General features: G+C 68.8%; 21 protein-coding genes, 2 tRNA genes and 1 riboswitch. Of the genes, 13 read left to right on the top strand and 10 right to left on the bottom strand.

The genetic code is table 11. From position 1 onward, the window contains the following. The first annotated feature begins 77 nt into the window (after nucleotides 1-77). Genes IE88_RS0101200 through IE88_RS0101190 form a run of 3 tightly spaced genes read left to right on the top strand, consistent with a single transcriptional unit; the run spans nucleotide 78 to nucleotide 4051 of the window. Nucleotides 78-1967 carry a tetratricopeptide repeat protein gene (locus IE88_RS0101200; protein WP_156032280.1) on the top strand — a complete coding sequence of 630 codons (1890 nt, stop codon included), beginning with the start codon at nucleotides 78-80 and terminating at the stop codon, nucleotides 1965-1967. Further along, nucleotides 1954-2862, top strand: a complete 909-nt coding sequence (locus tag IE88_RS0101195; RefSeq protein WP_051881344.1) for a 4-(cytidine 5'-diphospho)-2-C-methyl-D-erythritol kinase — start codon at nucleotides 1954-1956, stop codon at nucleotides 2860-2862. The genes IE88_RS0101200 and IE88_RS0101195 overlap by 14 nt, the downstream gene beginning before the upstream one ends. Nucleotides 2863-2896: 34 nt before the next feature. Beyond that, entirely contained in the window at nucleotides 2897-4051 is a 1155-nt protein-coding gene (locus IE88_RS0101190) for an MraY family glycosyltransferase (protein WP_051881343.1), read from the top strand. On the opposite strand, the gene IE88_RS0101185 is transcribed toward IE88_RS0101190, so the two are convergent. Further along, on the bottom strand, nucleotides 3949-5010 hold the full coding sequence (locus IE88_RS0101185; RefSeq protein WP_238319241.1) for a polyprenyl synthetase family protein: 1062 nt from the start codon (nucleotides 5008-5010) through the stop codon (nucleotides 3949-3951). The genes IE88_RS0101190 and IE88_RS0101185 overlap by 103 nt on opposite strands. A 99-nt stretch (nucleotides 5011-5109) precedes the next feature. Here IE88_RS0101185 and IE88_RS0101180 point away from each other — a divergent pair, with 99 nt between their 5' ends. The 6 genes from IE88_RS0101180 to IE88_RS0101155 all read left to right on the top strand — a co-directional run bounded on the left by IE88_RS0101180 (nucleotide 5110) and on the right by IE88_RS0101155 (nucleotide 8735). Next, on the top strand, nucleotides 5110-5967 hold the full coding sequence (locus IE88_RS0101180; protein WP_051881342.1) for a S49 family peptidase: 858 nt from the start codon (nucleotides 5110-5112) through the stop codon (nucleotides 5965-5967). 49 nt (nucleotides 5968-6016) lie between these two features. Beyond that, a complete protein-coding gene (locus tag IE88_RS0101175) occupies nucleotides 6017-6235 on the top strand; it encodes a hypothetical protein (RefSeq protein ID WP_031549257.1) in 219 nt (72 codons plus the stop codon). Between the two features lie 63 nt (nucleotides 6236-6298). Further along, nucleotides 6299-6856, top strand: coding sequence for a hypothetical protein (locus IE88_RS18355; RefSeq protein WP_051881341.1), 558 nt, complete (start codon nucleotides 6299-6301; stop codon nucleotides 6854-6856). Nucleotides 6857-6893: 37 nt separating this feature from the next. Beyond that, complete coding sequence (locus IE88_RS0101165; protein WP_051881340.1) at nucleotides 6894-7778, top strand: alpha/beta fold hydrolase; 885 nt, start codon at nucleotides 6894-6896, stop codon at nucleotides 7776-7778. Nucleotides 7779-7785: 7 nt separating this feature from the next. Beyond that, nucleotides 7786-8598, top strand: coding sequence for a SapC family protein (locus tag IE88_RS0101160; protein ID WP_051881339.1), 813 nt, complete (start codon nucleotides 7786-7788; stop codon nucleotides 8596-8598). Between the two features lie 62 nt (nucleotides 8599-8660). Continuing rightward, nucleotides 8661-8735, top strand: a tRNA-Val gene (locus IE88_RS0101155). Nucleotides 8736-8792: 57 nt separating this feature from the next. Here the strand turns inward: IE88_RS0101155 and IE88_RS0101150 are convergent. Both IE88_RS0101150 and IE88_RS0101145 read right to left on the bottom strand, forming a co-directional pair. Further along, on the bottom strand, nucleotides 8793-9527 hold the full coding sequence (locus IE88_RS0101150) for an SDR family NAD(P)-dependent oxidoreductase (RefSeq protein ID WP_031549249.1): 735 nt from the start codon (nucleotides 9525-9527) through the stop codon (nucleotides 8793-8795). A gap of 5 nt (nucleotides 9528-9532) precedes the next feature. Then, nucleotides 9533-9877, bottom strand: a complete 345-nt coding sequence (locus IE88_RS0101145) for a HesB/IscA family protein (RefSeq protein ID WP_031549247.1) — start codon at nucleotides 9875-9877, stop codon at nucleotides 9533-9535. Between the two features lie 87 nt (nucleotides 9878-9964). Here IE88_RS0101145 and recJ point away from each other — a divergent pair, with 87 nt between their 5' ends. From recJ to IE88_RS0101125, 4 genes are all read left to right on the top strand, one after another. After that, entirely contained in the window at nucleotides 9965-11779 is a 1815-nt protein-coding gene (recJ, locus tag IE88_RS0101140; RefSeq protein WP_031549245.1) for a single-stranded-DNA-specific exonuclease RecJ, read from the top strand. 85 nt (nucleotides 11780-11864) lie between these two features. Next, nucleotides 11865-11939: transfer RNA gene (locus IE88_RS0101135), tRNA-Glu, on the top strand. 9 nt (nucleotides 11940-11948) lie between these two features. Further along, a complete protein-coding gene (locus tag IE88_RS0101130) occupies nucleotides 11949-12485 on the top strand; it encodes a serine acetyltransferase (protein WP_036766284.1) in 537 nt (178 codons plus the stop codon). 51 nt (nucleotides 12486-12536) lie between these two features. After that, complete coding sequence (locus tag IE88_RS0101125; protein WP_031549241.1) at nucleotides 12537-13037, top strand: YciE/YciF ferroxidase family protein; 501 nt, start codon at nucleotides 12537-12539, stop codon at nucleotides 13035-13037. 3 nt (nucleotides 13038-13040) lie between these two features. Here IE88_RS0101125 and IE88_RS0101120 read toward each other — a convergent pair whose 3' ends face one another. Genes IE88_RS0101120 through ribD form a run of 7 tightly spaced genes read right to left on the bottom strand, consistent with a single transcriptional unit; the run spans nucleotide 13041 to nucleotide 18854 of the window. After that, nucleotides 13041-13466, bottom strand: coding sequence for a phosphatase domain-containing protein (locus IE88_RS0101120; protein ID WP_031549239.1), 426 nt, complete (start codon nucleotides 13464-13466; stop codon nucleotides 13041-13043). Next, entirely contained in the window at nucleotides 13466-15268 is a 1803-nt protein-coding gene (locus tag IE88_RS0101115) for an ABC-F family ATP-binding cassette domain-containing protein (protein WP_031549237.1), read from the bottom strand. The genes IE88_RS0101120 and IE88_RS0101115 overlap by 1 nt, the downstream gene beginning before the upstream one ends. Nucleotides 15269-15314: 46 nt before the next feature. Continuing rightward, nucleotides 15315-15899 carry a GTP cyclohydrolase I FolE gene (gene folE, locus IE88_RS0101110; RefSeq protein ID WP_031549234.1) on the bottom strand — a complete coding sequence of 195 codons (585 nt, stop codon included), beginning with the start codon at nucleotides 15897-15899 and terminating at the stop codon, nucleotides 15315-15317. Beyond that, nucleotides 15900-16370 (bottom strand): 6,7-dimethyl-8-ribityllumazine synthase, encoded by a 471-nt coding sequence (gene ribH / locus IE88_RS0101105; RefSeq protein WP_031549232.1) that lies wholly within the window; start codon nucleotides 16368-16370, stop codon nucleotides 15900-15902. Nucleotides 16371-16375: 5 nt separating this feature from the next. After that, nucleotides 16376-17032 (bottom strand): 3,4-dihydroxy-2-butanone-4-phosphate synthase, encoded by a 657-nt coding sequence (ribB, locus tag IE88_RS0101100; RefSeq protein WP_051881338.1) that lies wholly within the window; start codon nucleotides 17030-17032, stop codon nucleotides 16376-16378. Next, on the bottom strand, nucleotides 17029-17625 hold the full coding sequence (gene ribE / locus IE88_RS0101095) for a riboflavin synthase (RefSeq protein WP_031549228.1): 597 nt from the start codon (nucleotides 17623-17625) through the stop codon (nucleotides 17029-17031). Before ribE ends, ribB begins: the two co-directional genes overlap by 4 nt. Next, nucleotides 17607-18854 carry a bifunctional diaminohydroxyphosphoribosylaminopyrimidine deaminase/5-amino-6-(5-phosphoribosylamino)uracil reductase RibD gene (gene ribD / locus IE88_RS0101090; RefSeq protein ID WP_081871326.1) on the bottom strand — a complete coding sequence of 416 codons (1248 nt, stop codon included), beginning with the start codon at nucleotides 18852-18854 and terminating at the stop codon, nucleotides 17607-17609. The genes ribE and ribD overlap by 19 nt, the downstream gene beginning before the upstream one ends. A 111-nt stretch (nucleotides 18855-18965) precedes the next feature. Further along, a riboswitch (FMN riboswitch) is annotated at nucleotides 18966-19125 on the bottom strand. Between the last annotated feature and the right edge of the window lie 58 nt (nucleotides 19126-19183).

Here is a 19183-nt window from a genome sequence, read left to right as displayed (position 1 = left end):
GAAGGCGGGGCGGCATTGCTTGCGCAGGATGCGGCGCGGTGGTCAGATGAACGGCCGTGAAGACAATCCGAGGCGATGTGACCCCTTCTCTGCTCCGCCACTGCCTGCCGGCCGCCGGCATGGCGCTGATGCTCACCGCCTGCGCGTCGGCCGGCAGCAGCCAGCCCCGCATGGCCGACCGCATCGAAGGCGCCTCCGTCGACGTCGATTCGGTGGCAGGCGATTACCTGCGAGGCCGCTTCGCTGCGCGGCAGCGGGCCCTGGAAGAGGCGGCGAGCGCCTTCTCCGAAGCGGCGGCGAGCACGGACCGGACCGTCCTGACCGACCGGGCCTTCCAGTTCGCGCTTGCCAGCGGCGACCTCAGCGCGGCGCATGGCTATGCCGAAGCCCTGCTCGCCCAAGGCCCCGCTCCGGACGGGACGGACCGCGGCGCCATCGCCTTCACCCAGCGGGACCTGCCCCGGCTGACCCTCGCCGCCGAGGCGCTCGGGGGCGGCGACGAGGACGACGCGCTCGCGCTCCTGTCCGAGCCCTTCGCCTCCTCGCTCGGCCGGGCTCTGGGCTTCCTCGTCGAGGCCTGGGCGATCTATGGCCGCGACGGGCTCGATGCGGCCGTCATCCATCTGAGCGACGCGCCGGACGAGACCTTCCTCGGCTTCGCGCCGCTGCACCTCGCCTTGATGTACGACCTCTCGGGGCGCCGGGACGCGGCGGAGGCCGGTTATGCCGCGGCGCTCAAGGGGGCGAGCCCGGACATGGCGCTGATCGGCTTTGCGGGCCTTCTCGAGCGGCAGGACAAGGCCGAGGAGGCGCTCGATCTCTATCACCGCATGTCCGAGGATCGCGGCTATGTGCGCCGCGTCGGACGGATGGGGCTCGCGCGGCTCGGCGAGCCGATCGACGGCGAGACGCGGAGCTTCCGCCGCGCGGCGCGCCGAGCGCCCCTGCGCCTCGTATCCGATGCGCGCGAAGGGGCGGCGCTGGCATTCCTCAATTTCGCATGGGCCGCCTATGAGCAGGCGATATCCGAGCAGGAAGCCGCCATGCGGGCCGGTTTCGGCGAGCTTGACCTGTTCCTGAACGCCCCGCTCTCCTTCGCGCAGATCGCCGCTTCCCTCGACGAGGATCAGGGCGCGGCGCATTATATGATCGGCGCCATTGCGGGCGCCTATGACCAGCCCGAAATGGCGGCGGCGGCCAATGCGCGGGTTGGGCCGTCCTCATGGCTCTACAATTACGCGGTGATCGACCGCGCCGAAGCCCTCGTGGCGCTGGAGCGGCGCGAGGAGGCGATCGAACTGCTCGAGGATTATGTCGAGCAGGACGCGCTGGCGCCGGACGTCTATGTCACGCTGTCCTATCTCCATGCCGATGCCGGCCGGCAGGAGGAGGCGACCGAGGCGATGACGCGCGCCATCGAGATCGCCTCCAGCCTCAGCTCGGAGGAGACGCGCGCTGAGAATCTCTGGCGCTACTATTTCCTTCGCGGGGCGGGCCTCGTCGATGCCGGCGAGTGGGATGCCGGGGAGGCCGATCTGCGCATGGCGCTCGATCTCGCCCCCGACGAGCCGAACGTCCTCAACTATCTGGGCTATTCCTATGTCGAGCGGGGCGAGCGGCTCGAGGAGGCCTTCGGGATGATCGAGCGGGCGCTGAACCTGCGCCCCAATTCGGGCGCCATCACGGACAGCCTCGGCTGGGCGCACTTCCAGCTCGGGCGCTATGGCGAGGCCGTGCGCCTGCTTGAACAGGCCGTGGCTCTGGAGCCCGGCGACGATGTGATCACCGACCATCTCGGCGATGCCTACTGGCATGCGGGCCGCCGCAAGGAAGCGGCTTATGAGTGGCAGCGGGTCCTGCTGATCGAGGATCTCGATCCGGACCTGCGCGGTACGGTCGAGGCGAAGCTGGCGGGGCAGCCGCCAGAGCCCGGCGCGCTGGCGGAAGAGGCCCGTGAAGACATCTGAGGGCGCTGCTCTGCAGGCGCTCGTGAAGGTGAACCTGACCCTTCATGTCGGGCGGGCGAGGGCGGACGGGTATCATCCCGTCGACACGATCTGCCTGTTTCCCGAAATCGGCGACCGGGTGGCGCTCGGACCGCGAAGCGACGCGTTCACGCTGGAGGTGACGGGACCGGCGGCGAAGGATCTCGAAGGGCTGCCGCCGAGGGACAACCTCGTGCTCAAGGCGGCCGACCTGCTCGCCGCGGCCACCACGATCGCGCCGCGGCGGCTTCTTCTCGAAAAGCGCGTGCCGGCCGCGTCCGGCATCGGCGGGGGCACGGCCGATGCGGCAGCGGCGCTCATCCTCCTGAACCGGAGCGCCGAGGCGCCCCTTCCGGCGCAGGCGCTGGTCGCGCTGTCGGCGAGGCTCGGGGCAGACGGCCCGGTCTGCACGCGCGCGCTTCTGGACGGGGGCGGCGCCTTCCGGGCGAGGGGGGCGGGCGAGAAGATCTCTTCGCTGCCCCCGCCGCCGCCCTTGTGGATGGTTCTGTCCAATCCGGGCATCGCCGTTCCGACCGGCCGCGTGTTCCGCCGCTTCGACGGGACCTGCCCGCCCGCAGCCCCGTCCCCGAACCGCCGGACCGGGAGGACGACCTCCGCCCTCCTGTCCGCCGCGCAGGCGGGGAGGAACGACCTCCAGCCGCCCGCAGAGGCGATCGCGCCGCAGATTCGCCTCGTCGAGCGATCCCTCAGGGCCGCGCCGGGCGCCCTCTTGGCGCGCATGTCGGGCAGCGGCGCGACCGTTTTCGCGCTCTTCGCATCGGCCGCCGCCGCCGCCCGCTGCCTGCGCAGGGAACGGAGCGCCGGGCGATGGGCCGAGGCCGGCCCGCTGGCGCGCGGCGCGGGAATTCCGTGCTAGGGCGCGGGCCGGGCATCAGTCAGAGAGTTTCGTCTTGAGCAATCCGTCGCCGACCGAAATCCTGCTGCAGGCCGTGGCGCTGAACGGCCTCGCCTTCGGGCTCGCCCTCGTCACGCTCCTCCTGTGCCGGCTGGCGGGGCGGGCGCGCTTCGTGCCGGATGCGGTCAGCGCGCGGTCCAACCATACCGAGCCGACCTCCCGCGCGGGCGGGCTGATCGTCGCTCTGTGCTTCGCCGCTGGGGCAGGCGGGCTCGCTGTCGCCGGCTACACCTCGCAGGCCGCGCTGAACCTCCTGGTCCTGGTGGCAGGCGCCGCGACTGTCGGCTTCCTCGATGACGTGCTGGACCTGTCGGCGCCGACGAAGCTCGTCTCCCTGATCGTGCTGGGTCTCCTGTCCGCGCTGCTTTGCGGTCCCATCGCGGCCCTGCCGGTGCCTCTCCTCGGCTGGACAGCCCTGCCGGCGGTTCTCGGCTACGCCCTCGCGGCGCTGTGGGTCCTAGGTTTCGTGAACGTCTTCAATTTCATGGACGGGCTCAACGGCATGGCGGGCACGACGGGGATGGTCCTGCTTTCCGGACTGGCGCTTTTCTGTCCCGGGGCAGGCCCTGCGGGCGGCGCGCTCTATCTGGCCTTTCTCTGCCTTGCCGGATCGCTTTTCGGCTTTCTGGTCCGGAACATTCGCCGCGGCGCCCCTTTCCTCGGCGATGCGGGCAGCCTCGGGCTCGGCACCGGGATCTCGGCGGGCGCCTTGCTGCTCGTCAGGGAGGGGGGCGGCGGAGAGATTCCCTATCTCCTCGCGGTCGGCGCCATGCCCTTCCTCGCCGACGTCGCCACGACGCTCGTGCAGCGCGCCCGCCGCAGGGCGCCCCTCATGCAGGCGCATAAGGAGCATGCCTATCAGCGGCTGCGCGAAGCCGGTTACAGCCACGACGCTGTCAGCGCCGCCTATGGCGCGCTCTCTGCCGTTCTGGTGACGCTGGCCGTCCTGCTCCAGCCCCTCGCCGTGCCGTCGGTTCTCGTCCTCCTGGCGGCAGGGGGCGCTGCGGCCTGGGCCTGTCTCGTAAGGGGAATGCTTCGCGCGAAGGGCTACGAGGCGCGGACGGAGGAGGAGAGGGCCAGGTCCTCGAGCGTGTCCCGCAGCCGCGAGGGCGGCAATGCGCCGAGCGAGGTCGCGGCGGCCTCTGCGTAATCCTCGGCCATGGACAGGGACCGCTCGACGAGCCCGTCACGCGCCATCAGCTCCTGCGCGCGCGCGAAATCGTCCTCCTCGCGCTGCCCCTCGCCGATCGTACGCTGCCAGAAGGCGCGCTCCTCTCCGCTGCGGGCCGCCTCGATGGCGAGGATGACCGGCAGGGTCATCTTGCCCTCCCGGAAATCGTCGCCCGCGCTCTTGCCCGTGGCTTCTTCGGTGCCTTCGTAATCGAGCGCGTCGTCGACGATCTGATAGGCGATCCCGAAATTCATGCCGTAATCGGCGAGCGCCCGTTCCTGGCGTTCGGGCGCGTCGGCGAGCACGGCGCCCGCATGGGTCGCGGCCCCGAACAGCGCGGCGGTCTTGGCCGAGATGACATCGATATACATCTTCTGGGTGGTCTCGACATTGGACTGGGTCGCAAGCTGAAGGACCTCGCCCTCGGAGATGGTGCAGCTCGCCTGCGAAAGGATGTCGAGCACCTTGAGCGAGCCGGTCTTCACCATCAGCTCGAAGGAGCGGGCGAAGAGGAAGTCGCCGACCAGAACGGACTCCTTGTTGCCGAAGACGATATTCGCGGTCCGGAGGCCCCGGCGAAGCGCGCTTTCGTCCACCACGTCGTCATGCAGCAGCGTCGCGGCATGGATCAGTTCGACCGCCGCGGCGAGGTGATGGTGCGAGGCGCCCTGATAGCCGCAGACCTGCGCTGCGCTCAGCGTCATCAGCGGCCGCAGCCTCTTGCCGCCCGCGCCCATCAGGTGCCGCGCGACCTCGGGAATGAGCGAGACGGAACTGTCGAGATGTTCGAGGATCACCTCTCCGACGGCATCGAGTTCTCGCGATTGCGCGGCCTTTAGGCGCGCAGCGACGTCGGCGAACGGTTCGCGCGTGGCGATCTCGGCGGCAAGGCCCATGCGTGCCCCTTTCTCGGCGAGCTGCGGGTCGGTGCTTGTCATATGGGACCTGTCTCGCCTCTCGCAGTGCGTCAAACGGCGCTATGCCACACAGCGCGCTGTTATTGAACCGTCACGAGCCCCCGCGTAGAGGCCGCCGTCATGTCTCGTATCGCATCTGCCATCGCGCGCGTCTGGCGCAAGCTTCCCTTCACGCCGGAGCCGCGGCCGCTGGTGGCGACCGTGCACCTTGCGGGCGTCATCGCCTCCGATGCGCGGCCGGGCCGGGGGATGAGCATCCGCCAGGTCGAGAAGCCGCTGCGCAAGGCGTTCTCGCTCGGCGGCGTCAAGGCCGTCGTCCTGACGATCAATTCTCCGGGGGGCGCGCCGGCGCAGTCGCGGATGATCCATGACCGCGTGCGCGAGCTGTCCGCCGAGAAAGGCGTGCCGGCGATCAGCTATATCGAGGATATCGGCGCATCCGGCGGCTACATGATCGCCCTCGCCGGAGAGGAGATCCTCGCCGATCCCTTCGCCATCGTCGGCTCGATCGGCGTGATCTCGGCGGGCTTCGGCTTTCAGGACGCGATCTCGCGGCTCGGCATCGAACGCCGCGTGCATACGGCGGGCGAGAACAAGAGCCAGCTCGACCCCTTCCGTCCCGAGCAGGCAGACGACGTGGCGCGCCTCGAAGACCTCCTGACCAAGTCCCACCGCCTCTTCGTGGCCATGGTCGAGGACCGGCGGAGCGGGCGGCTGCGGCCTGGCGAGGAGAACATCTTCGATGGCCGCTTCTGGATCTCGGGCGATGCCGCGGCGCTCGGCCTCGTCGACGAAATCGGCGATCTGCGCACCATGCTGAAGGAGCGCTTCGGCGAGAAAGTGCGAATCAAGAGCTTCGATACCGAGAGCCGGAACCTCGTCTCCAGGCTTCTGAGCGGCCGGCTGTCCCTGCTCGACCCCGGCGCCGTTGCCGAGGAAGCGGAAAGCCGTGCCGCACGCGCTCGTTACGGCCTCTGAAGGGCGAAGCTCGCTACACACGAGGCGCCCTTTGCGGTAACGTGGCCGCATGAGCGCCACCGTCACCCTCCTCGCCACGGCCGCCGCCACAGTGGGCGCCGTCACGCTGGCAAAGACACTCAAACGCCGGATCATTCAGGGCGAGAAGCGCCTCGAGGCGATCCGGCAGCGCCAGGCGCGGCGGCGGACCGCGCCCGTCCTCGATCTGGAAGCCGACGACGCGACCGGCGTCTACGGGGTGCGGGACCAGCGGCAGGACGCCTCCTGAGGTGCAGCGGCGTCTGCGTCCTGCGCCTTGGCGAGCGGCGCGAAGGCGCATAAGCCGGGCGGAATGAGTTCCTCGGCCACACGCGACCTGCCCGCCCCCTCGGGCCCGCCGCCTTCGCTCGAAGAGGGGCTGGGCGTTGCCTTCATCGATGTCGAAGCCTCCGGCCTCGGACCCTATTCCTGGCCGATCGAAGTGGGCTGGGGGTTTCACGGCTACCAGCCGCGCTCTGTGCTGATCCGCCCCGTCGACAACTGGTCCATGCTGGCGTGGGAGAAATCCGCCGAATCGCTGCACCGGATCGATCCGGGCCAGCTCCTGACCGAGGGGCGTTCGGTCCTCGACGTGGCCCTGGGGCTGAACGCGGCCTTGGGTCAGGCCACGGTCTATTCCGACGCGCCGGACTATGACAGCTTCTGGCTGTTCCGACTCTATGACGCGGCCGGCGTGAAGCCGAATTACAGGCTTAACGATATCGGCGACCTTCTGGGGCCGATCTGGGATGACGAGCCGTCTGCGCTTGTCGGCCGCGCCTCCGCCGTGGCGCCCCACACGCACCGGGCCGCGGACGATGTCCGCCACCTGCAGACCATGTACGAGATCGCGTTGCGCGATGGCAGCTGAATTCCGCCGCCGGCGGCAAAGGCTGAAGGACGGGGAGATGGCGGTCCTCGAATGCGAGGGCCGAGGCGGCACGCTGATCTTCAGCCATGCGAACGGCCTCAATGCCAGCGCCTACGGGCCGTTCCTCGAGGCGCTTCGAGAAGACGTCCGGATCCTTGCGGTCTCCGCCCGCGGTCACGGCGCGACGACGCTTCCGACCCGGCCCGACCGCCTGCGAAGCTGGGACACCTATGCGCAGGATCTCGAGGAGTTCGCGGGGCTGACGGATGGACCGGCGCCTTTGACCCTCGCCGGGCACTCGCTCGGCGCGGTGACCTCGCTTCTCGCCGCCGCGCGCGGGGTCGAAACGCAGCGCCTCTTGCTGATCGAGCCCGTGATCCTGCCGGGCATCGCACGGGTCGCCGCGCGAACGCCCGGGGCGGGCGGCGCGGTCCGGGCCAATGCGCTCGCCGTGAAGGCGGCCCGGCGGCGCAATGGATGGCCGGATCGGCGAAGCGTGCTGGAGCAGTATTCCGGAAACCCCTTCTTCGCCCGCTGGGACAAGCGCGCTCTCGAAGGATATCTCGAAGAGGGATTGCGGGGCGAGGGGCCGGTGAGCCTCGCCTGCGATCCGGCATGGGAGGCGGCGAGCTTCGGCGCGCAGGCGCATCGCTTCTGGCGTCCGCTCATGGCCGTCAGGCGACGCGGGGTGCAGGTCCACCTCCTCAAGGCGCAAGAGCGCTCCACCGTGCCGGAGCGGGCGCTATGGCGCCTGCGCATGCTCGGCGTGACGATCGAGACGCTTCCCGCAAGCCACATGCTGCCCCAGGAGATGCCCGGGGAGGCCGCCGGGTGGGTGGCGGAGCACATGGCCTCGGCGAAGGGTTTGACGCGGGGAGGCCCGGTGCTAGACCGCGCGCCACTTCAAGACACGCACGGGTGAGACCCTCATGAGCCAGACGCCGCCGGCCGCCAACGGGCCGCAAATCCAGGGACAGATGTTCCTGTTCCGCAACCCGCAGCTCCTCACGCGGGAGAAGCACGGAAATCTCGGCGTTTCGCGGCCGGAGCGTCCCTTCGCCTTCGCCGAACAGATCCGCGCCGTTCCGCTGACGGTGTCCGAGGTCGCTTCCGCGATGAAGCATTTCCCCATCATCTTCTCCGACCTCGAGAACCCGCAGCCCCTGGCCGTGCTGGGCCTGATCGACGAGCAGAACATCTTCGTGAACGATGCGGGCGAGTGGGACGAGAACGTCTACGTGCCCGGCTATCTGCGCCGCTACCCCTTCGCGCTGGCCACCGACCGCGAAAGCGATCCGCAGAACCCGCGCATGGCGATCATCGTCGACGAGGCCTATGAAGGCATCCAGGCGGGCGGGGACCTGCCCTTCTTCGACGGCGACCAGCCTTCGGACGCCATGAAGCAGGCGATGGAATACTGCCAGCAATATGAGCGCGATCGCATGATCACGCAGAACTTCGCCAAGACCCTCGCCGGCTATGACCTGCTCGCCGAGCAGGTGGCGCAGTTCACGCCCGAAGGCGGCCAGGCCCAGCCCTTCGCCAAGTATAACGGCGTCGAGGAGAAGCGGCTCAACGAGCTTTCCGACGAGAAGTTCCTCGAACTGCGCAAGTCGAACATCCTGCCCATCCTGCATGCGCAGCTGATGAGCATGGGCAATTGGCGCGCCCTGATGGACCGCCGCGCGCGGCGCTTCAACCTGACCGGCGAAGCGGTGCTCAAGCCGCTCCCGAAGGCATAAGTTTTTTCTTGAACCACGGGGAGGACGGGGCTAACCGGTCCTCCTCGCCGGGCGACCGGCACGGGCGTATAGCTCAGCGGTAGAGCACTTCCTTGACATGGAAGGGGTCCCAAGTTCGATCCTTGGTACGCCCACCACTTTCCCTTCCGAACCCTCGCTTCCGACCCGTCCGCATGCGATGCGGCGATACCGGCTCAGGCGGGCACTTCCTTCCCGGCATAATCGAAGACCCGGCCGGTCTGCTCGGGCGTCAGCCTGCTGACGACATCGAGCAGGGCCTCGCCGACATAGTCGGTGGCGAAGAGCTTTCCTTCGGGAACGTTCCGCTGGAAGGGCGCCGAGAGCGGCGTGTCCACCGTGCCCGGATGAAGGCCCGCCACGACGGCGTTCGGATTGCGCCGCGCAAGCTCGATCGACAAACCGCGCAGGAGCATGTTCAGCGCCGCCTTGGAGGCCCTGTAGCTGTGCCAGCCGCCGAGGCGGTTGTCGGAGATGCTGCCGACCCGGGCGGAGAGCGCCGCGAGCACGCTGCGCCGCTCCCGGTCGAGAAGGGGCGCCATGTGCCGGGCGATCAGCGCCGGGGCGAGCGCATTGATGCGCATGACCTCGAGAAAGGCGTCCTCCTCCAGATCGCGGAAGGCCTTTTCCGGGCCATAGGTCTCGCCGTGCAACGTGCCCGTCGCGATCAGCACGAGGTGCTGTGGCCCTGCGGCCTTCGCCGCCTCGGCCGCGCGGGTGAGGTCGTCGTCCTTCAGGGGATCGCAGATCAGGCCCGTGACCTTGCCCGTGCTCGGTACCGGACGGCGGGAGAAGGCGTGGATGCCGCGAACGGAGGGATCGCGGGCGAGCGCATGGACCAGCGCGCTGCCGATGCCGCCGGATGCGCCGAAGACGCAGGCGTTCAGCCCCGGCTCGAACCGCTCCGCCATTTCCGTCAGAGACTGAAGGAGGTGCCGCAGCCGCAGCCGGAGGTCGCGATCGGGTTTTCGATTCTGAAGGCGGCCGCGATCAGTTCCTCGGCATAGTCGATGACTGCGCCGGGCATGTATTGCTGAGACATTTCGTCGATCAGCACCTTGGCGCCGCCCTTTTCGAGGAGGAGGTCGTCATCGTTCTTCTCGGTGACGAGGGAGTAGTCGTACTGGAAGCCCGAGCAGCCGCCTCCCAGGACCGCGATGCGGAGCATGGTGCCGTCCGCTTCGCCGGACAGGATCTCTGCCACGCGCCGCGCGGCGCGATCGGTCAAGGTCGGGGGCGGGGTGTCGGAGCCGTCATGCATGGCTGGAATATAGGAGGGCGGCGAAGGCGCGCAAAGGGCGCCGGCGCGCTTCCCTCCGCCGTGGCGGCGTGGCACTTTCGCCAGCCTATGCTGCAACCCGTTCCCGAGCCCGCATCCCCGCTCTCCGACGAAGCCTTTCTCGGCGTCGCCCGCTCCGTCAGCGGCAAGGCCTGGCGGCGGCGTCCCTTCGATGCGCGCGAGGCGGAGGCGATGGCGCAGAAGCTCGGCATCGATCCGGTGCTGGCGGAAGTGGCGAGCGGGCGCGGCGTCACCCTCGATACGGCCGAGGGCTTTCTGCGGCCCATGCTGAAGACCCTGCTGCCCGACCCCGATGTGCTGACGGACATGCCCATTGCCGCCGAACGCCTGGCGCGGGCGATCCGCGGCGGCGAGACCATCGGCATCTTCGGCGATTACGACGTGGACGGGACGAGCTCCACGGCGCTTCTCTCGCGCTATCTCGACGCCCTCGGCGTGCGGCACGACGTGCATCTGCCCGACCGGATGACCGAAGGCTATGGGCCGAACATCGAGGCGTTCCGGGGGCTGGCGGCCAAGGGCGCGAGGCTGATCGTGACAGTGGACTGCGGCGCCCATGCCCATGGCGTCCTCGAGGCGGCGCGCGCCGAGGGGCTCGAGGTGATCGTGATCGACCATCACCAGGCGAGCCTGCCGCTGCCACCGGCGCTGGCGCATGTGAACCCCAACCGGCCCGACGACACGTCCGGCCTCGGCGGCCTTTCGGCCGCGGGCGTCGCCTTCATGACGCTGGTGGCGGTCAACAGGCTGCTGCGGCGGGAGGGGCATTTCATCTCTCGCGAGGAGCCGAAGCTCTTGCAATGGCTGGATCTCGTCGCGCTCAGCCTCGTCTGTGACGTGATGCCGCTCACGGGCCTCACGCGGGCTCTGGTGGCGCAGGGCCTGCGCCGGATCGGCACGTTCGAGCCGGGCGGCGGCGGCAATCCGGGCGTGCGGGCGCTGGCGCGGGTGGCTGGCGCGAAGGGAGCGCCGCAGGCCTCTCATTTCGGCTTCCAGGTCGGCCCCCGCATCAATGCGGCCGGGCGCATCGGCCATGCCCGCACCGCCTTCGCCCTCCTGACCGAGGACGATCCGGCGCGCGCCGAGGAGATCGCGCAGAAGCTGCAATCGCTCAATGGCGCGCGGCAGGGCGTGGAGCGCGAAGTGCTGGATGCGGCCCTCCATCAGGCGAAGGCGAAGGAAGGGCGCGGGCCGCTGCTGGTCGCATCCGAGGGCTGGCATCCGGGCGTGATCGGCATCGTCGCGGGGCGCCTCAAGGAGCGCTTCGGGCGGCCGGCGCTCGTGGTCTCTCTGGAGAACGGGGAGGGGAAGGGGTCCGGACGCTCCGTCCCCGGCATCGATCTTGGCGAAGCCATCGCCGCCGCGGCGAAAGAGGGCATCATCACCGGCGGGGGCGGCCATGCGATGGCCGCGGGGCTTTCGCTGCGCGAGGATCAGGTCGCCCCCTTCGAGGCCTGGCTCGAAGGGCGCCTCGGAGCAGCGGTCGAAGAGGCCGCCGCCAAACGCAGCCTGACGCTCGACGGCCTCCTGTCCCTCGGCGCGATCACGCGAACCTTCTGCGAGGCCCTCGCGCCGGCGGGCCCTTACGGCCAGGGCAATCCGGAGCCGCGCTTCGCCGTGCAGGACGTGCGGGTGCGCGATACCCGCATCGTCGGCGAGCGGCATGTCGCGGCGACCTTGACCGACCGCATGGGCAGGACCGCGAGGGCCATCGCTTTCGGCTGCGTCGGCGAGCCGCTCGGCACGCTGCTGCAGGCGGCGCAGGACGGCCAGCGCGTGCATCTGGCGGGTCGGGTGAAGCCCGATGACTGGCGCGGCGGCGACAATGCCCAGCTTCACGTCGAGGACGGAGCCTTCGCGTAAGTTTTGCGGCGGATCGGAGAATTTCGGGCTTGAACCGCGCCTTCGCCCCCATTATACCCCCGCTCACCGACACAGTCGGCGAAGCGCTCCCTTCGTCTATCGGTTAGGACGCCAGGTTTTCAACCTGGAAAGAGGGGTTCGATTCCCCTAGGGAGTGCCAACTGTTCCGATGAGTGTTCGGCAGGAACAGCAGATATCTTCGGAAAATCCGGACTGGTCTCGTGAGAGCCTGCGCGGGTTCTGGGATCCCGGCCGGCAGCTGCTCAAGTCTATCCGGGATTACGGCCGCGCGCGCAGCGGGCTCGCCCGGAAGCGGGCGGCGCTGAAGCACCGGTTCTGGTCGGCCGTGACCTCCTGCGACATTCCATTGAACGCCCGGATCGAGGGAGGGCTTCTTCTCCCTCACCCGCTCGCCATCGTGGTGCATCCCGATGCGCGGATCGGACCGAATTGCCTTCTGATGCACGGCGCGACGCTGGGCAGCCGCGGAAGCGGCTCCGGCCTGCCCGTTCTCGAGGGACATGTGGATGTCGGGCCGGGTGCCGCGATCCTGGGCGGCGTAAGGATCGGCGCGCACGCGCAGATCGGCGCCAATGCGGTCGTCCTGACCGACATTCCGGCGGGCGCGGTCGCAGTCGGCGTTCCTGCGAAGGTGATCGTTCCGGGTGACGGAAGGCCGGGAAATTCGGAACCGGCGTCGGCCTGAGTCGTTCTCCCCATGCAAGGAGCGTTCGCTCCTCAACGAATGGAGGACGACATGACCAGCATGAACAGCCTGAAAGACCTCTACATCGACCAGTTGCAGGACAACTACTCGGCCAACAAGCAGATGCTGGCCGTAGTGAAGGATTTCGAAAAGGCCGTCTCGAACGACAAGCTCAAGAGCATGCTGACCAAGTCCAAGGACGGCATCACCAAGCACATGGACACGCTCTCCTCGATCATCGAGGGCCATGGCGCGAACCCGAATGGCGAGCACTGCAAGGGCATGGAAGGCCTGGTGAAAGAGGGGCGCGCCCACGGCCTGGACGCCGAGTTCGGCAGCAAGGCCGTCCAGGACGCCGCGATCATCACGCAGATGCAGCGCATGTCGCATTACGGGCTCGCCGGTTTCGGCACCTGCAAGGCGATGGCGCGCGAACTCGGCCTCGATGACGAGCACAAGAAGATCGAAGGCGCCCTCGACGATATCTATGAGGGCGACGACTACCTCTCGACGCTCGCAGAGACCCAGATCAACGAGGCGGCGGCGGGCTGATCCTCAAAAGGCGCCGGGCGCGACCTGGAAACAGGGTACGCCCCGGCGCCGCCACATAGCGACGACCTTGTCCCGGTCGTCGAAGACGAGGGCGGGCTTGGGCTCCGCCGCGTCGAGCCAGGACTCCTTCAAGACATCGTCGGGCGTGTAGTCCTTCGCCTGCCGCATGACGAGGCGGTCGGGGTGGAGGCCATGTTCTTCGAGCCAGGCCTCGGTCTGGGAGCGGACTTCGTCCGACCGGCCCGACCAGACTTCGACCCTGTGACCGGCCTTCTTCATCGCGTGGAAGGCGAGGGTGACCGCCTCGACCGGCGTATCGTCGACACAGGCCGCGAAGAACAGGTCCCAGCGCCTCTTGCCGCCGGAAACGTGGTGGCGGCGATGTTCGACATCGGCCAGCGTGCCGTCGAGATCGAAGACGACGAGCATCAGGCCTCCAGCGCCTCGCGCTTCTCCTCGAGTTCCAGCCAGCGCTCCTCGCTCTCGAACAGCTCCGCCTGCGCCGTCTCGAGACGGGTGGAGGCCGCCTTGAAGCGTTCGGGCCTGGCTGTGAACAGCGCGGGGTCAGAGAGCTCTTTCTGCAGGGAAGAAATCTCGTCTTCGAGAGTTTCGATCCTTGCAGGGAGCGTTTCGAGCGCATGCTTCTCCTTGAATGACAGCTTGGCGTCGCGCGCGACGGTTCGCGTAGCGGCGGCGGCTTTGGGCGCCGCCTTCGCAACGTCCTCGCCCGGCTGCGGCTGGCGCTGCGCCTGCATGTCGCTATAGCCGCCGGGATATTCCCGCCAGAGCCCCGCGCCTTCCTCGGGAACCGGAACGAGGGTGCTGGTCACGACCCGGTCGAGGAAGTCGCGGTCGTGGCTGACGAGAAGGACGGTGCCCTCATAGCCGTCGAGCACGTCCTGAAGGACGTCGAGCGTTTCGAGATCGAGGTCGTTGGTCGGCTCGTCGAGGACCAGGAGATTGGAGGGCCGCGCCAGCGCCGCGGCGAGGGCGAGGCGGCCGCGTTCGCCGCCGGACAGCGCGGAGACGGGCTGGCGGGCCTGTTCGGGGCGGAAGAGGAAGTCCTTGAGATAGCTCATGGCATGGCGCTGCTCGCCGCCCACGGTCACCATGTCGCCCCGGCCGCCCGTCACCGCGTCGGTCAGGCGCATGTCCTCGGTCAGCGTCGCGCGCTGCTGGTCGAGGGTCGTGACCTCGAGCTTGGTACCGTGCCGGACCTCGCCCGCATCTGGGGCGAGCTCTCCCGTCAGCAGGCGGATCAGGGTCGTCTTGCCGGCGCCGTTCGGCCCGGCAATGCCGATCCTGTCGCCCCGGTCGATGCGGATCGAGAACTCCTTCACGATCGGGCGGCCCTCATAGGCGAAGGAGACGCCCTTCGCCTCGATCACCTTCTTGCCCGACGCTTCGGCCTCGGCCGCGCTCATCTTCACCGATCCTTGCGGACGCCGCAGGTCCTTGCGCTGCTGGCGCAGGCCCTGAAGCTCGCCGAGGCGGCGGACGTTCCGCTTGCGCCGTGCGGTGACGCCGTATGTCAGCCAGTGCTCTTCACGGACGATCTTGCGGTCGAGCTTGTGCGCGTCGCGCTCTTCCTGCTCATAGGTCTCGTCTCGCCATTCCTCGAAGGCGTCGAAGCCGCGTTCCAAGGTGCGGGTCCGGCCGCGGTCGAGCCAGACCGTGCGGGTCGTCAGGCCTGACAGGAAGCGCCGGTCGTGGCTGATGACGATGAGCGCGGCGCGGGAGGCACCGAGCGTCTTCTCCAGCCATTCGATGGTCGGAAGGTCGAGATGGTTGGTCGGCTCGTCCAGCATCAGGATGTCGGGCTGCGGCGCAAGCGCCCGCGCGATCGCCACGCGCCGCGCTTCGCCGCCGGACAGGTTCACCGGCGCGCGTTCGGGATCGAGGCCGAGATCGTCCAGAAGCTGCGGGATCATGCCCTGATCGTCTGTCGGGTCGAGCCCGCCGCGCACCACCGCATCGATGGTCGCATAGCCTTCGAAGACCGGCTCCTGCGCGAGATAGCGCATGGAGACGCCCGAGCGCAGGACGCGCTCGCCGCCATCGGGCTCGATGAGGCCCGCGGCGATCTTGAGGAAGGTCGACTTGCCCGACCCGTTGCGGCCCACGAGCGCGACCCGGTCACGCTCGCGCACTTCCATGTCGGCGGCTTCGAGCAGGGGATCGCCGCCGAAGGTCAAGCGGATGTCACGGAGGGTGAGGAGGGGCGGCGCCATGCGCGTCAGCTAGAGACTCCGCCCCCTCTTGTGAAGCCGGGCCGCTTCAGCGCCCGATCAGGCGGAAGAAGCGCTCTTCGAGGCGCGGATCGTCCTTGAACGCGCCGAGGAAGGTGCGCGTGACGCAGGAGACGTCGTCCTTGTGCGTGCCGCGGGTCGAAATGCACTGGTGCTGCGCGTCGATGATCACGGCGACACCGCGCGGCTTGAGCACGCGGTCCAGCGTCCGGGCGATCTGCTCGTTCAGGATTTCCTGGCTCTGCAGGCGCTTGGCATAGACGTCGACGAGACGCGCGAGCTTGGACAGGCCCACCACGCGCTTGTCGGGCAGATAGGCGACATGGGCCGTCCCCAGGATCGGCGCGACGTGATGCTCGCAATGGCTCTCGATCTTGATGTCGCGCAGGAGGACGAGGTCGTCATAGCCCTCGACCTCCTCGAAGGTGGTGGAGAGCACCGCCTCGGGGTCCTGATCGTAGCCTGCGAACCAGTCGTCATAGGCCTTCACGAAGCGCTTGGGCGTATCGATCAGCCCTTCGCGGTCCGGATCGTCGCCGACATAGGCGAGGAGGGTGCGCACGGCCGCTTCGGCCTCTTCGCGGCTCGGGCGGGTTTTCACGGGATGGCTCATTCAGCCCTCCTTGATCGCGGTGAGGAGGCGGGCCGTCTCGACCGCCACGGCGGCGGCTTCGGCGCCCTTGTTTCCGGCCTTGGTGCCGGCGCGCTCGATCGCCTGTTCGATGGTCTCTGTCGTCAGCACGCCGAAGATGACGGGCACGCCGGTGTCGAGGCCCGCCTTGGCGATGCCCTTGGCCGCTTCGCCCGCGACATAGTCGAAATGCGGGGTCGCGCCTCGGATCACGCAGCCGAGCGTGACGATGGCGTCATAGCGCCCGGTCTCGGCCGCCGTCTTGGCCGCGAGCGGCAGCTCGAAGGCGCCAGCGACCGTGGCGTGGGTCACGTCCTCGTCGCGCACGCCCATGCGCCGCAGCGTGCCGAGCGCGCCTTCGGTCAGGCGGCCGACGATGAATTCGTTCCAGGTGGTGTCGAGGACCAGGACCTTCAGCCCCGCTCCGTCCATCGTACCTTCGATGCGTTTCATTCCGCTCACTCTGCCGCTTCGAGAACGCGCGCGTCGGCGGCGTCTTCTGTTTCCTGTCGATAGCGCCGCAGGGCCTCGACCGTGACCATGGGGATGGCGCCATGCTCTTTCGCGAAGCGGGCGAGGTCGTCGCGGCGGGCCATGGTGCCGTCGTCGTTCATCACTTCGCAGATCACCGCGCCGGGGCGGAGCCCTGCGAGCTTTGCGAGATCCACAGAGGCCTCGGTCTGGCCGCCGCGTTCGAGGACGCCGTTCTCGCGCGCGCGCAGGGGGAACATGTGGCCCGGCGCCACGATGTCTCCGGGCGTGCTGTCCGGATCGATCAGTACCGCCACGGTCCGTGCCCGGTCCGCCGCGCTGATCCCCGTCTCCACGCCGGTCTTCGCCTCGACCGACAGTGTGAAGGCCGTGCCGAAGCCCGAACCGTTCAGCGCCTGGGGCACCATGAGGGGCAGGCCGAAATGATCGATGATCTCGGGCGCCAGCGCGCAGCAGACGAGGCCGCGGCCGTAGCGGGCGCAGAAATTGATCGCCTCGGCGTCCGCGAACTCGGCGGCGATGACGAGATCGCCCTCATTCTCGCGGCCTTCGTCGTCGCAGACGATGACGAAGCGGCCCGCGCGTAGGGCTTCGAGGGCTTCGGGAATGCTCGCAAAGGTCATGAGGCCCTCCGCGAGAGAATCTTCTCGGCATATTTGGCCATGATATCGACCTCCAGATTGACGGGATCGCCCTCCGACTTCGTCGGCAGGACGATCAGGGGTTGCGTGTGGGCGACGAGGGTGAGGGTGAACCAGTCATCGCCGGTTTCGACCACGGTGAGAGAAGTGCCGTCGACGCAGATATAGCCCTTCTCGACGATATATCTCATCAGCGACGGGTCGGTCTCGATCCGTACCCAGAGCGCATCGGCGTCGCGTTCGAAGCTTGCGATGCGGCCGGTGCCGTCGACATGGCCCTGAACGTAATGCCCGCCCATGCGGGTCGTCGGCAGGACGGAGCGTTCGAGGTTCACCCGGTCGCCTTCGGACAGGATGCCGAGGCTCGTCCGCTTAAGCGTCTCCGGCGCGAGGCCCACTTCGAATTCCTCGCTGTCGAAGCGGGTGACGGAGAGGCAGACGCCGTTCACGGCGATCGAGTCGCCGAGCTTCACGTCCTCCAGCACCACATCCGCGCCGATGCGCAGGGTAAAGCTGTCCTCGCCGCGGATCACGGCGCGGACGGTGCCCATTTCCTCTACGAGGCCAGTGAACATGCCGCCTCCTGGCGTTGCGTGAGGCCGCGGATCAGGATGTCCGGGCCATGGGTTTCGGTGACGGCGCCGGAAAGGCGCAGGGCCTCTGCGACCGTGTCCGGCCCTCGTCCCGCAATGGCCGGCTGGCCGCCGCCGATGATGACGGGCGCGAGGAAAGCCCAGACCTCGTCGACGAGGCCCCGGTCGAAGGCGGAGCCCAAGACCGACGCGCCGCCCTCGACCATGACGGACAGGCAGTCGCGCTTGCGCAAAGCGAGGAGGACCGCGCGGAGATCGACGGTTCGGGGCGCCGCTTCACCTCCCCCTCGGGAGGAATCCAAATCTGTGATCTGCGGTGAGGGGAAGATGCGTTCCCCGCTCCCCCGACGCTGCTGCCCCTCACCCGACACCGAAGATGTCGACCTCTCCCAAGGGAGAGGTTCGCCCTGCGGGAACGCCTGTACCTCCGCTCCCGCAGCGCGCAGCGCATCCGCCTTTCCTGCGTCCGCTTCCTCGCCGCAGGCGATGAGCGTCCGCCCCGGGCTCGTCAGGAGCCTTGCATCCGCAGGCGTGCGCAGATGGGTGTCGAGCACGACCTTCAGTCCCGGCGCGGGCTCCTGGCCTTGCGGCCTCGGATCGAGAGAAGGATCGTCTGCCAGCACCGTGCCGACCCCGACGAGCACGGCATCGCACCGCTGGCGCAGCTCGTGGCTGCGGGCCCGCGCTTCCGGCCCGGTGATCCACTTGGAATCGCCTGTCCGGGTCGCCGTGCGGCCATCGAGGCTGGCCGCGAACTTGGCCGTCACCCAGGGCAGATCGCTCGCGAGGCCATGCAGCCAGGGGCGGATCAGCGCGCGCGCCTCGTCCTCGCAAGGCCCCTGGCGGGCCGGAATGCCGGCGCTGCGCAGACGCTGGGCGCCGCCCGCCGCAAGCGGGTTCGGATCGGCCACGGCGTAGACGACCTCGCTCACCCCCGCCTCGATCAGCGCGAGGGAGCAGGGGCCGGTGCGGCCGGTATGATTGCAAGGTTCGAGGGTGACATAGGCCACGGCGCCCCGCGCCGCGTCGCCGGCATCGCGCAGGGCCATGACCTCTGCATGGGGCAGGCCCGGCCCTTCGTGCCAGCCTTCGCCGACAATGGCGCCGTCCCTGACCAGCACGCAGCCGACCAGCGGATTGGGGCTCGTCCGGCCCTCCGCCCGCCTTGCCAGCGCGATCGCGCGGCGCATGATGTCGGCCTCGTCCGTCACCGGACTCCTTCCACATATGCGCTTTGGGGGCGTGCCGGAACGGCGGGATGCGCGCGAGCGCGATCCGCGGGGAACCGGACCGCGCGGTCGCGCGCTGCCGGCTAGCCGTTCTCGAGCCTTCTACCATCCGGACTGTGACCGTCGGCACCGGATTCTCACCGGTTCCTGCGTTGGGTCCCTTGAGGGGACCTTCAGCTCGCGGGCTGACGGACGCTCATGAGGAGGCCCGATCACCGCCGGTGGGGACTTCCACCCCGCCCCGAAAGCTCGTTTCGATGGGCGGAAGGTAGGGGCGCGCGCTCAAGCTGGCAAGCCGAAGCCGTGCGAGT

This window comes from Parvularcula oceani, assembly GCF_000733125.1.
In the GTDB taxonomy this organism is placed as follows: Bacteria; Pseudomonadota; Alphaproteobacteria; order Caulobacterales; family Parvularculaceae; genus Parvularcula; species Parvularcula oceani.
This window is presented reverse-complemented; position numbering and strand designations above follow the sequence as displayed.

What these genes read in the sequence shown, in the direction of transcription:
- folE (WP_031549234.1), bottom strand. Translation starts at nt 15,899, where the DNA reads ATGAGCCATCCCGTGAAAACCCGCCCGAGCCGCGAAGAGGCCGAAGCG.
- ribB (WP_051881338.1), bottom strand. Translation starts at nt 17,032, where the DNA reads ATGACCTTTGCGAGCATTCCCGAAGCCCTCGAAGCCCTACGCGCGGGC.
- IE88_RS0101175 (WP_031549257.1), top strand. Translation starts at nt 6,017, where the DNA reads ATGAGCGCCACCGTCACCCTCCTCGCCACGGCCGCCGCCACAGTGGGC.
- IE88_RS0101160 (WP_051881339.1), top strand. Translation starts at nt 7,786, where the DNA reads ATGAGCCAGACGCCGCCGGCCGCCAACGGGCCGCAAATCCAGGGACAG.
- recJ (WP_031549245.1), top strand. Translation starts at nt 9,965, where the DNA reads ATGCTGCAACCCGTTCCCGAGCCCGCATCCCCGCTCTCCGACGAAGCC.
- IE88_RS0101185 (WP_238319241.1), bottom strand. Translation starts at nt 5,010, where the DNA reads ATGACAAGCACCGACCCGCAGCTCGCCGAGAAAGGGGCACGCATGGGC.
- IE88_RS0101150 (WP_031549249.1), bottom strand. Translation starts at nt 9,527, where the DNA reads ATGGCGGAGCGGTTCGAGCCGGGGCTGAACGCCTGCGTCTTCGGCGCA.
- IE88_RS0101120 (WP_031549239.1), bottom strand. Translation starts at nt 13,466, where the DNA reads ATGCTCGTCGTCTTCGATCTCGACGGCACGCTGGCCGATGTCGAACAT.
- IE88_RS0101115 (WP_031549237.1), bottom strand. Translation starts at nt 15,268, where the DNA reads ATGGCGCCGCCCCTCCTCACCCTCCGTGACATCCGCTTGACCTTCGGC.
- IE88_RS18355 (WP_051881341.1), top strand. Translation starts at nt 6,299, where the DNA reads ATGAGTTCCTCGGCCACACGCGACCTGCCCGCCCCCTCGGGCCCGCCG.
- IE88_RS0101125 (WP_031549241.1), top strand. Translation starts at nt 12,537, where the DNA reads ATGACCAGCATGAACAGCCTGAAAGACCTCTACATCGACCAGTTGCAG.
- IE88_RS0101130 (WP_036766284.1), top strand. Translation starts at nt 11,949, where the DNA reads ATGAGTGTTCGGCAGGAACAGCAGATATCTTCGGAAAATCCGGACTGG.
- IE88_RS0101165 (WP_051881340.1), top strand. Translation starts at nt 6,894, where the DNA reads ATGGCGGTCCTCGAATGCGAGGGCCGAGGCGGCACGCTGATCTTCAGC.
- ribE (WP_031549228.1), bottom strand. Translation starts at nt 17,625, where the DNA reads ATGTTCACTGGCCTCGTAGAGGAAATGGGCACCGTCCGCGCCGTGATC.
- ribH (WP_031549232.1), bottom strand. Translation starts at nt 16,370, where the DNA reads ATGAAACGCATCGAAGGTACGATGGACGGAGCGGGGCTGAAGGTCCTG.
- IE88_RS0101145 (WP_031549247.1), bottom strand. Translation starts at nt 9,877, where the DNA reads ATGCATGACGGCTCCGACACCCCGCCCCCGACCTTGACCGATCGCGCC.
- IE88_RS0101180 (WP_051881342.1), top strand. Translation starts at nt 5,110, where the DNA reads ATGTCTCGTATCGCATCTGCCATCGCGCGCGTCTGGCGCAAGCTTCCC.